Origin of the sequence: Streptomyces sp. NPDC093261 (assembly GCF_044753645.1) — a bacterium.
GTDB lineage: Bacteria > Actinomycetota > Actinomycetes > Streptomycetales > Streptomycetaceae > Streptomyces.
Map to the genome: position 1 here is coordinate 1 of NZ_JBIVNO010000042.1, position 10,194 is coordinate 10,194.

Annotated in this window: 8 protein-coding genes and 2 pseudogenes; 8 read left to right on the forward strand and 2 right to left on the reverse strand. The window is 69.6% G+C overall.

Annotated features, from left to right (window positions below):
- Positions 1–293: 293 nt before the first annotated feature.
- From ACIP94_RS38220 to ACIP94_RS38255, 8 genes and pseudogenes are all read left to right on the forward strand, one after another.
- Positions 294–863, forward strand: a pseudogene (locus tag ACIP94_RS38220) (hypothetical protein); the annotation flags it as partial.
- A gap of 183 nt (positions 864–1,046) precedes the next feature.
- On the forward strand, positions 1,047–1,628 hold the full coding sequence (locus ACIP94_RS38225; protein ID WP_402436695.1) for a hypothetical protein: 582 nt from the start codon (positions 1,047–1,049) through the stop codon (positions 1,626–1,628).
- 40 nt (positions 1,629–1,668) lie between these two features.
- On the forward strand, positions 1,669–2,367 hold the full coding sequence (locus ACIP94_RS38230; protein WP_402436698.1) for an alpha/beta fold hydrolase: 699 nt from the start codon (positions 1,669–1,671) through the stop codon (positions 2,365–2,367).
- The gene (locus tag ACIP94_RS38235) at positions 2,364–3,716 is read left to right on the forward strand and encodes a carotenoid oxygenase family protein (protein ID WP_402436701.1); all 1,353 of its coding nucleotides are present in this window, start codon (positions 2,364–2,366) and stop codon (positions 3,714–3,716) included. Before ACIP94_RS38230 ends, ACIP94_RS38235 begins: the two co-directional genes overlap by 4 nt.
- Before the next feature lie 103 nt (positions 3,717–3,819).
- On the forward strand, positions 3,820–4,785 hold the full coding sequence (locus ACIP94_RS38240; RefSeq protein ID WP_402436704.1) for an RNA polymerase sigma factor: 966 nt from the start codon (positions 3,820–3,822) through the stop codon (positions 4,783–4,785).
- 303 nt (positions 4,786–5,088) lie between these two features.
- Positions 5,089–5,523 (forward strand): annotated as a pseudogene (locus ACIP94_RS38245) (transposase); the annotation flags it as partial.
- A 771-nt stretch (positions 5,524–6,294) separates the two neighbouring features.
- Entirely contained in the window at positions 6,295–6,987 is a 693-nt protein-coding gene (locus ACIP94_RS38250) for a GAF and ANTAR domain-containing protein (protein ID WP_402436707.1), read from the forward strand.
- Positions 6,988–7,422: 435 nt separating this feature from the next.
- Complete coding sequence (locus ACIP94_RS38255; protein ID WP_402436710.1) at positions 7,423–7,626, forward strand: cold-shock protein; 204 nt, start codon at positions 7,423–7,425, stop codon at positions 7,624–7,626.
- A gap of 103 nt (positions 7,627–7,729) precedes the next feature.
- On the opposite strand, the gene ACIP94_RS38260 is transcribed toward ACIP94_RS38255, so the two are convergent.
- Together ACIP94_RS38260 and ACIP94_RS38265 are read right to left on the reverse strand one after the other, a co-directional pair.
- Positions 7,730–8,902 carry a zinc-dependent alcohol dehydrogenase gene (locus ACIP94_RS38260; RefSeq protein WP_402436713.1) on the reverse strand — a complete coding sequence of 391 codons (1,173 nt, stop codon included), beginning with the start codon at positions 8,900–8,902 and terminating at the stop codon, positions 7,730–7,732.
- Positions 8,899–9,834, reverse strand: a complete 936-nt coding sequence (locus ACIP94_RS38265; protein ID WP_402436715.1) for an SRPBCC family protein — start codon at positions 9,832–9,834, stop codon at positions 8,899–8,901. Before ACIP94_RS38265 ends, ACIP94_RS38260 begins: the two co-directional genes overlap by 4 nt.
- Positions 9,835–10,194: the final 360 nt, after the last annotated feature.

A 10,194-nucleotide genomic window follows, 5' to 3' on the forward strand; every position in this document is an offset into this window, starting at 1 on the left:
CCTGCCCGCACAGCGCGTTGAAGCAGGAAGCCCCCGGAAGGGTCAGATGACCCAGGCCGGAATCCCTGGACTTTAGGCCAGGGAGCACGTCAAGTCCTTCTTCCTCGATCCAGTCCAGGGGGGCGGTCGTTTCTGGCTCAGATTCTCACCTCGGCTTGGAAACGTCTCAGAGCAACCGAGACGAGAGGAAGCGGGTGAGCACGATGGCCGCGGGTATCGAGCGCACGGTGGTGGACAGCGGCAGGGGCAAGGTCAGGGGAATCGCTGAGGGCTAGGCGGTCTCCTTCCGGGGTGTTCCGTACGCCGCGTCGCCGTTTGGCGGGCTGCGGTTCGCTGCGCCGCAGCCGCACGAGGGCCGGACGGACGTGCGGGACGCGGCCAAGTCCATCACCCCGGTGCTGCTGCGGAGCGCCCCCTGCGGCCTGGACCCGCAGGATCCGCACCAGGCCGCCGAGAACGCCGGCGCCTACCTGCGTCTGCTGGGCATCCCGGCCGGCACCGATGCCGCAACGGCTTTGCGGGCTCTGCCGGCCGGGCAGTTGCCGGACGCTTACGGCCGGCCCTCCGTCCAGCTCGCGGCTCCGGGCAACGCGGCTCCGCCGAGGTATCCGGCCCTCGGCGCCCCCCGGCATGCCCCGCACCCGGCAACGGGCGCTCATCGACGGCGCCCTGGAGGGCAAGCCCCTGCTGATCGGCACCACCCGCGACGAGGCGCGGCCTTCTTCGCCTTCGATTCCCGCGTCCAGAACCTCACCACCGAAGCCGCCCTGGACGTGCTCACCGCCCAGGTCGGCCGGCAGGCCGCCTCCGACGTCTACCGGCAGCACGCCGCCCGTTTCCCGCAGGCGACACCTGCTTCGTGATGCCGGGCGCCGGCGGTCCTGGAGACCCTGTACGCGAAGGCCCTGGACACGGCCACCGTCCACTGACACACACCCGAACCCTGGCATGTGATCGGCATCACATGTCAGGGTTCGAACTTTCCTGTCCGCCCTGCATCCAGTCCGCGTCGGCCAGGTTCGTTTCGGTTCACCAAGGAAGGCTCAATGGGTTATCTGCGCGGGTTCATCCCCTGGATCGTCGCCGGCTTCGTGTCGGGCTTCGTCGACTGGCGTTGGGGTGCGGTCAGTGGTTTCGTCTCGGGGCTGCTGCTCCTGCTCCAGGACCGCCGTCGGGGGGTCGGCCTCGACGCGCTGATCCTGGAGGCCGGCAGCATCGCGTACTTCGCGTTGGTCGGTGCCGTCGCCGTGGCGCGGCCGCACTCGCCCCTGGCGCACCACACCGACGTCTTCTCCTTCGCCTGGCTGGCCGCCACGGCGTGGGGGACGCTGGCGATCCGCCGCCCCTTCACGCTGGGCATCGCCAAGCGTCAGACGCCGCGCGAGTTCTGGGACATGCCGGAGTTCGTCCGCGTCAACAATCACATCACCAGCGCGTGGGGCGCCGGCTTCACGTTCATCGGCGCGAGCCTGGTCGTGGCGGGCGCGGCGGATGCCCCCACCTGGGTGGGCATCGCCGCCCATGTCGTCGGCCTCGTCGGCCCCGCCGTCTTCACGAAGGTCTATCCCGCCCGCGCCCAGGCGCGCCTGCAGGCCGCTCAGGCGCCGGTCACGGCCGTACCGCAGTAGTCCACCCAGGCACTGGTCCATCCAAGAGGAGTGCGTATACATGAGCACTGAAGCAAGGAACGTCGTCCTGGTCCACGGCGGGTTCGTCGACGGTTCGGGCTGGAAAGGGGTCTACGACCTGCTGACCGCCGACGGCTACACCGTCACCGTCGTGCAGAATCCCACCCTGTCCCTCGACGGAGACGTCGCCGCCACCAAGCTGGTCCTCGACGCCCAGGACGGACCGACCGTCTTGGTCGGGCACTCCTACGGCGGCGCGGTGATCTCCGAGGCGGGCAACCACGAGAAGGTGAGCGCGCTCGTGTACATCGCGGCGTTCGCGCCCGACAAGGACGAATCCGTCAACACCCTGATAGCCGACCCGCCGCCCGGCGCCCCGGTTCCGCCGATCCTGCCGCCCCGGGACGGCTTCCTCTTGCTGGACCGGGAGAAGTTCGCCGCGTCCTTCGCCGCCGACCTGCCCGCCGACGAGGCACGGTTCCTGGCCGACTCCCAAGTGCCGTGGGGCGTGGACGCGTTGGGCGGAACGGTCACCCGTCCAGCCTGGCGTGCCAAACCGAGCTTCTACCTGGTCGCCACCGACGACCACATGATCCCGCCGCCGGCCCAGCGCGCCATGGCCGACCGGGCCGGGGCGACGGCGACCGAGACGAGCGGCAGCCACGCCGTGTACGTGTCCCAGCCCGCCGAGGTCGCCGCGCTGGTCAGGAAGGCCGCGTCGCCCGGAACGCGGGCATGACCGAGGAGATGTCCCTTCCTCGCCACCTCCGGGGCCGCTTCGCGCCGGTCCCGGAGGAGCGCGAGGCGGCCGCTCTCACCGTGCGGGGCGCGCTGCCGCCCGAGCTGGACGGCCGCTATCTGCGCAACGGCCCCAACCCGCTGCCCGGCGAGGTCTCCGCTCACTGGTTCACCGGCCCGGGCATGCTGCACGGCATCCGGCTGCGCGGCGGGCGCGCCGAGTGGTACCGCAACCGCTGGGTGCACACCAGGGAGTTGGAGGGGCACCCCTTCGTCCGGGAGGACTTCACCATCGACCTGGCGGCGACGCCCGCCAACACACACGTGATCCGGCACGCCGGGATGGTGCTGGCCCTGTGCGAGGCGGGCCTGCCCTACTGGGTCACCGACACGCTGGAGACCGTGGGGCCGTACGACTTCAGCGGGCGGCTGAGGACGGCGATGACCGCGCATCCCAAGGAGGACCCGATCACGGGCGAACTGCACCTGTTCGGCACCGGGTTCGCCCCGCCGTACCTCACCTACCACCGGGTCACTGCCGACGGACTGCTGCTTGAGAACCGGCCGGTCGAGGTGCCGGGGCCGACGATGATGCACGATTTCGCCGTCACCGAGCAGTACATCGTGTGGCTGGACCTCCCCGTCGTCTTCGACCCCGCGCTGGCCGGAGGCGGCGGCATGCCCTACCGGTGGGACGAGCGGTACGGCGCCCGGATCGGGATCATGTCCCGCACGCCCGGCAGCACCGACGTGCGGTGGTACGGCATCGACGACTGCTACGTCTTCCACGTCGGCAACGCCTACGAGGATGCCCACGGCCGGATCGTGCTGGACGCCGTGCGCCACGAACCCGGAGCCTTCCGGCACTCCTGGTCCGGCATGGGCGGCCCCGGCGGCCAAGCCGTGGGGCGGGAACCGGGATGTCCCGAAGCCCCCTCCGTCCTGCACCGCTGGACCCTCGACCCCACGACCGGCCGCGTCACCGAGTCCCGACTGGACGACCGCGAGGCCGAGTTCCCCACCCACAACGACACACTCACCGGGCGTTCCCACCGCTACCTGTACACGGTCTCCGGCCACGGCATCGCCAAGCACGACCTCATGACCGGCACCAGCCACCTACACAAGACTCCCGGAAGCCGCCATGCCGGCGAGGCCGTCTTCGTACCCGCGGCGGACGGCGCCGACGAGGACGACGGCTGGCTGCTGTCGCTCGTCTCGGACGACCACGGCAGGGCAGGCGAGCTGCTCGTGCTCGACGCCCAGGAGCTTGCCGTCCAAGCGGTGGTGGAGCTTCCGTACCCCGTCCCCGCCGGTTTCCACGGCAGCTGGCTACCGGATCTGCCCTGACCAGAGCATGATGCAGCACAGGCACGCACGCCCAGGGGCCTTGGCCGGAAGCCGCCCGGGCCGCGCGGGCGCAAACCACGTCGCCACGGAGGCGTTCGCCACCATGACAGACCTCAACGCGCCGACGGACGAGGAACTCACCCGCAGGGCACAGGCGGGCGAGACGGCGGCGCTCGGACTGCTGCTGGCCCGTCACCAGGCACCCATGCGGGCGGTGGCCCTGAGCCTGCTCGGCTACGGCCCCGACGCGGAGGACGCGGTGCAGGACGCCGCGCTGATGGCGCTGCGGCGCATCGGCGACGTACGGGATCCCACGGCCGTGGGCGCGTGGCTGCGGGCGATCGTGCGCAACAGCTCCCGCATGCGGCTGCGGGCCGGGCGTGAGACACCGGGCCTGGACGGTCTCGACCACCTGCACGCGGGTGGCCACGGGCCGTCGCATCCCTTGTGTCCTCCATATCTCTCGCATCCCGAGCGGGTCGTGGACCAGCACGCGATGCGCGACTGGATCTGGGACGCGGTGGAGCAACTGCCCGAGCCGCTGCGACTGGTGCTGATGCTGCGCCACTTCAGCGACATCAGCACCTATCAGGAGATCGCCCACGCCTGCGAAATCCCCGTCGGCACGGTGCGCAGCCGCCTCAACCAGGCCCGCGCGAAGCTCTCCCAGGTGCTGCTGTCGACCGCCACACACGTGCACGACGACGCCTCCCGGCTCACCGAGGACAGCCGCCAGGAGGCCGAGGTCACACTGGACGGCGCCCGGCGCGGCTGCCAGCCCAGGGAGATCCTGGAACTGTGGCCTCCGGAGACCGAACTGCTCGGCGTCCTGAGCACGCCGGGCGCACGCTGTCACCCCTTCCCGGCCATGCGCAGGAACCGGGAAAGGGGCGTGACCCAGCATCTGCGCCACGTCGTGGCCAGCCGCTCCGTCACCATCTGGGAAATGGACGTCACCAACCCCACCGGCACCCCCGATCCCTGCCCGCCGACCCTCGCCTGGCTCATGATCCGCCGCAACAGACGAGTCCGGACACTCCGCGTGGTCTTCCCCCAGCCACAGCGATGAAGGGCCGACGAATTCAGTAGCCCAGGTGGGCCGCTGCTCTGATATCCGCTTGGACCGGACTTGGCGCATGTTCTGCATTTCCGCGTGCACCTATGACGTGTTTCCAGCTTCGTCAATCGTGATATGGCGGTGAATCGCCGGTCGGCTCCTACAACAGTCTCGTCAGCGAAACCTTCGCAACCTATCGCCTCGAGCTGAGGGAGAAGACGATGACCGACCACGGAGCCGACTTGCTGATCCGCGCCGGCGCGGTGCACACCCTGGTGCCCGGTCAGGCCACGCAGCGGGCCCTGGCGGTGCGCGGCGACCGGATCGCGGCCGTGTCCGCCGACCCGCACGGCCTCGACCCCGCGTCACGCCAGCCGCCTCCTGCTCACCAACCCCGAAAACCTGCGCCCGAAGGAAACGACCCTGCTGGAGAAGATCGCCGCGGCCTGCCCGGAGATGACCGCACTCGCCGATCTCGTACGCGGCTTCGCCACCCAGCTGAAACCGGCCGAGGGCAACGACGTGAAACTCACCGAGTGGATCACGACCGCCCGGGCCATCGACCTGCCCCACCTGCGCAGCTTCACCAACGGGGTCGAAATCGACCGGTCCGCCGTGAACGCCGGCCTGACCTTGCCCTACCACAACGGCCGCACCCAAGGCGTCAACACCCGCACCAAGAGGATCACGAGACAGATGCACGGACGCGCCGGATTCGACCTCCCCCGCCACCGCATCCTCCTGCCCTGACGGACGCCCACGGTCACCACCGACTACGGGCCAGAGCCGAAGACCGTACAGACCCCCGGAATCTGCACGGGGAGAGCACATCGAGGCATCTCTCAGTCATCTGCAGCCCCGCCGGCCAGAGCGATCTCTCTGCCGCAACTAGGATGAGAACGCACAACACGCCACCCCCCACACCAACTCCCCCCCACCTCAGCGACGGCGGCCGAACGCAGCGACATCGAAGTGCCCTTCGAAGGGCTGCCGGAGCCGATCCACCTCGAACTCCGACCATGTTCAGCGCGGGTTGTACTGGACCGACCGCGGCGACCCGCCCCGGGGCAACACCGTGAACCGCGCACCCATGCATTCGCCGAACGCAGTACGTTCGCCCGAGATCCTCCTCACCCACCTGGTGGAAGGCATCGGTGTCACCCTCGATCCGGACGGCGGCCGTATGTACGTGACCGACCTGGGCGGCAGCGTCTACACCGCCGGTCTCGACGGATCGGACCGCGAGGGAGATCCTCGTCGCACAGGGCAACCTCACCGGAATTGCCGCTGCCGTGCTGCTTGCCGGAAAAGGCGTCTGACCAAGTGCGTACGTCACACTTCGCGTTTTGTTCAACGTTAAACTGCACTGAGAGGTGTCGCTGCCCAGGATGCCGAGGACCGGGCAGTCGAGGCGCGAGCCGGAGCCGAGGCCCTGGCAGCCGAGTGCGGCGAAACGGGCCGGAGGTACGGTGGCCGCACAAGCGAACCGCGAAGGCGGTGGTCGAGGGCGGGTGGTGGCGGATGGAGTGGCGTGAGTACGCCGAGCAGATGGCCCGGCTCGCGCGCGAGTTGCTGGCCCAGGACTCGATGCAGGGGACGCTGGATGAGATCGCGGCGTCGGCGGTGAAGCTGGTGGAGGGCTGTGATGCGGCCGGGATCCTCGCGGTGAGCAAGGGCCGGGCCGTGACCTTGGCCGCGTGCGGGGACGTGGTCCGCGAGAGCGACCGTCTGCAGGGCGAGCTGGGCGAGGGCCCGTGCTTCGATCTCGCCCGCCGCAAGGGCGGTGAGCGCGTGTACCGGATCGCGGACATGACCCAGCCGCAGTCGGCCTGGGAGCGGTTCGCTGCGGCAGCCCGCGGCCTCGGGGTGGGCAGCATGACCGGGGTGCTGCTCTACACCCACGAGGAGGACTTCGGCGCGCTGAACCTGTACGCCCAGCGGCCCGGAACCTTCAGCAAGGACATCGAAACCGCGGGCTGGCTGCTGGCCTCCCACGCCGCCGTCGCCCTGGCCAGTGCCCGCACCATCGACCAGCTCGAGCACGCTATGGAGAGCCGGCACGCCATCGGCGAGGCCATGGGCATCCTCATGGAACGCCACCACCTGAGCGAAGACGACGCCTTCAACGTGCTGCGCCGCATCTCCCAGCACCACAACATCAAGATGCGCGACGTCGCCCAGCGGGTCAGGAACGGACGCACCAGCCCAGCCTGAGTGCAGGGGGCGCGGGGCGGGCAGGCGACCGGGGGATGCACCCGCCCGCCCCGCGGACAAGGGGTTCCGGTGGCAATGGCCGCGACATTCTCGACCTGGCGGCGGTGTCGCTGGCGGCGACGGTGACCCCAGCCGCACGCGGGCCGGTGGCTGAATCCAGGGCGGTCACGTACGGGCTGTGACCTGTGCTTTCAGAGGATGATGCACGTCTGCAGCACGTCAGGGCCACGCGCCCGCAGTGACCGGAACCGTGTGGCCGAACGCCACCAACGGGTGTAGCGTCGTGATCAGCAGTCGTGGTTCCGAAGTCCCGTTCGCCCGTGATCGCAATCGCGGGCGTTTTTGCTGTTCAACGCCTCTCCGGACCAGGGCGATCACCTCCGGATCCCGCACGGTGCGGGACCCGATGCGAGTCCCTTCAAAGGAGACAGGCACATGGCTACTGGCACTGTGAAGTGGTTCAACGCGGAAAAGGGCTTCGGCTTCATCGAGCAGGAGGGCGGCGGCCCGGACGTCTTCGCCCACTACTCGAACATCGCCGCCCAGGGCTTCCGCGAGCTCCACGAGGGTCAGAAGGTGGAGTTCGACGTTACGCAGGGCCAGAAGGGCCCGCAGGCGGAGAACATCCGCCCCCTGTAACGCCGCACGCAAAAGAGCCCCGACCGGGATGCACCCGGACAGGCAGGCGATGGCGGCTCGTTCGCGAGACGCCATCGCCAATGCTGAATCATCGGCGCGGCCGTCAGGGCTTGAGGACGACCTTCTCGCAGTGGTCCTTCTTGTTCTTGAACAGGTCGTAGCCGGTCGGTGCCTCGGTCAGGGGCAGCCGGTGGGTGATGACCCGGGTGGGGTCGATCTTGCCCTGCTCGATCATGCCCAGCAGCGGTTTCATGTACTTCTGCACGTGGCACTGTCCGGTGCGCAGGGTCAGGGACCTGTTCATCCAGGCACCCGCGGGGAACTTGTCGATCAGCCCACCGTAGACGCCGATGACCGACACCACGCCTCCGCTGCGGCAGGACAGGATGGCCTGGCGCAGGGCGTGTGGCCGGTCGGTCTCGGAGCGGACCGCCTGCTTGGCGCGGTCGTAGAGTTGGACGTGGGAGGCGCCGTGTGTGGCCTCCAGGCCGACCGCGTCGATGCACTTGTCGGGGCCCCGGCCGGCGGTGAGTTCGAGCAGTGCCGACCGTACGTCGGCGTCCTCGAAGTTGATGGTGGTGTAGCCCTGGGCGGCCGCCATGTCGAGCCGGTAGGTCTCCTTGTCGATCGCGATGACCTTCTCCGCGCCCAGGACCCGGGCGCTGTCCATGGCGAACTGGCCGACCGGACCGGCGCCCCAGACGGCGACGACGTCACCTTCCTGGATGTCGCACATGTCGGCGCCCATGTACCCGGTCGGCAGGATGTCGGACAGGAACAGCACCTGCTCGTCGCTCAGATCCGACTCGATTTTGAGAGCGTTGGCGTCGGCGAGCACCACGCGGGCGTACTCGGCCTGGCCGCCGGCGAAGCCGCCGGTGAGGTGGGAGTAGCCGTAGATGCCGGCGGTGGGGTGGCCGAAGAACTTCTCCGAGATGCCGGCGTTGGGGTTGGTGTTCTCGCAGCACGAGAACAGCTCGGCGCGGCAGGACGCACAGGCTCCGCAGGCGATGGGGAAGGGCACGACGACCCGGTCGCCGACGCGCAGTTCGTCGCTGACGCCGGGGCCGACCTCGACGATCTCTCCCATGAACTCGTGGCCCATGATGTCGCCCTTTTCCATGGTGGGGACGTAGCCGTCGAGCAGATGGAGGTCGGAGCCGCAGATTGCCGTCGAGGTGATCTTCACGATGGCGTCGCGGCTGTTCAGGATCGACGGCTCGGGGACGTCCTGCACCTCGACCGAGTTGCGTCCCGTCCAGCAGTTCGCCTTCATGCCAGGGCCTCCTTCAGTTCTTTATCGGTCAGCGGTCGGGCCGGGCGCTGCGGGAACTCGCCGCGGGCCCGCTTGCCGCCGGGTGCGCCCTCGGAGCGGACGACCTCGCCGATCTCCGCTATCTGCTTGAAGCGGCGCAGGTCGTCGTCCAGCTGCTGGTGCGGTTCCTCGCCGAAGTAGCGCGCCGCGGCCTTGCCCAGCGCCCCGCCGGGTAGGTCGTAGCGCAGGGTCACCCGGATCTCCGTGCCCCGGCCTCCGGGGGCGGGCACGAAGCGGACCTCGCCGGAGTTGTCGATGTCGGCGCCGTCCACCGACCGCCAGGCGATCAGCTGGCCGGGGACGTCCTGCGTGGTCTCGGCGTCCCATTCGACCGCCTTGCCGAACGGCGCGCTGGCCCGCCAGTGGCTGGTGCGCGGGCCGGTGACGCGCACCTCGTCCAGGTGCGCCATGAAGTCCGGCAGTCGCTTCAGGTCCTTCCAAAGGGCGTAGACCTCGTCCGGGGATCGGTTGACGGTGACGGCCGCGGTCAGTTCCATGGAGGTGCTCCTACGGGTGCGGGTCACCGCCGCGTAGACGTCCGTGGCCGTGATGGCGGTGACCGCGGCGGTCGCGGCAACGGTGCGGCCCAGGCCACGACCGTTGTGGTTCCTCATGGCCCGGGTCAGCATCGTCAGATCCATGAGATCGCCGCCGACGCGACCCCAGAGCCAGGCAGGATGCGGCCGCCCCAGCAACCCGGTCGCCGCCGCGAGCTCGCGCACACCGACGGCGGTCGTCGCCGAGCGGTGCCGGAAAGTGCCGTCCACGCCCAAGGCCCGGGCGAAGCCCGCCGGGGCGACGACCTGCGGCACACCCAGGAGGGCACTGGCCCAGCCCAGGCCCCGGACGAGCGGATCGTGTTGGAGGCGGGCGGTGGAGATGTCTGTCTTCATGAGTGCTCCCCACGTGCGGTGAGGTGAACGGAAGGCGGGTCACTTGACCGAGAAGGTCAACAGCGCACAGCGGACAACGCCGGAGTCTCCGCGCGTGGCCCGCACCCAGTCCTCAACTCCCGTGGCCGGACGCGGTCGATCGCCGCTGCAGGTATGACAGGAGCGCAGGCGACGACGGCCTGTCCAGCCCGGCCGAAGCCGGGATTGGACGCCACTTGTCGGTCGGCCGGTCCTGGAGAGCAGGCGGCCAGCGGCCCTGGATCTTTTACCGCTTGTGGCCGTTGCCGTGGCCGTCGGGATGCAGGACGACCTTGGTCCAGCCCTCGTCACGGGCGTCGAAGTGCTCGTAGGCGGTGGGGG

Coding starts and splice junctions, on each gene's coding strand:
- ACIP94_RS38250 (WP_402436707.1), top strand. CDS start 6,295: ATGGAGTGGCGTGAGTACGCCGAGCAGATGGCCCGGCTCGCGCGCGAG.
- ACIP94_RS38235 (WP_402436701.1), top strand. CDS start 2,364: ATGACCGAGGAGATGTCCCTTCCTCGCCACCTCCGGGGCCGCTTCGCG.
- ACIP94_RS38260 (WP_402436713.1), bottom strand. CDS start 8,902: ATGAAGGCGAACTGCTGGACGGGACGCAACTCGGTCGAGGTGCAGGAC.
- ACIP94_RS38265 (WP_402436715.1), bottom strand. CDS start 9,834: ATGAAGACAGACATCTCCACCGCCCGCCTCCAACACGATCCGCTCGTC.
- ACIP94_RS38240 (WP_402436704.1), top strand. CDS start 3,820: ATGACAGACCTCAACGCGCCGACGGACGAGGAACTCACCCGCAGGGCA.
- ACIP94_RS38255 (WP_402436710.1), top strand. CDS start 7,423: ATGGCTACTGGCACTGTGAAGTGGTTCAACGCGGAAAAGGGCTTCGGC.
- ACIP94_RS38225 (WP_402436695.1), top strand. CDS start 1,047: ATGGGTTATCTGCGCGGGTTCATCCCCTGGATCGTCGCCGGCTTCGTG.
- ACIP94_RS38230 (WP_402436698.1), top strand. CDS start 1,669: ATGAGCACTGAAGCAAGGAACGTCGTCCTGGTCCACGGCGGGTTCGTC.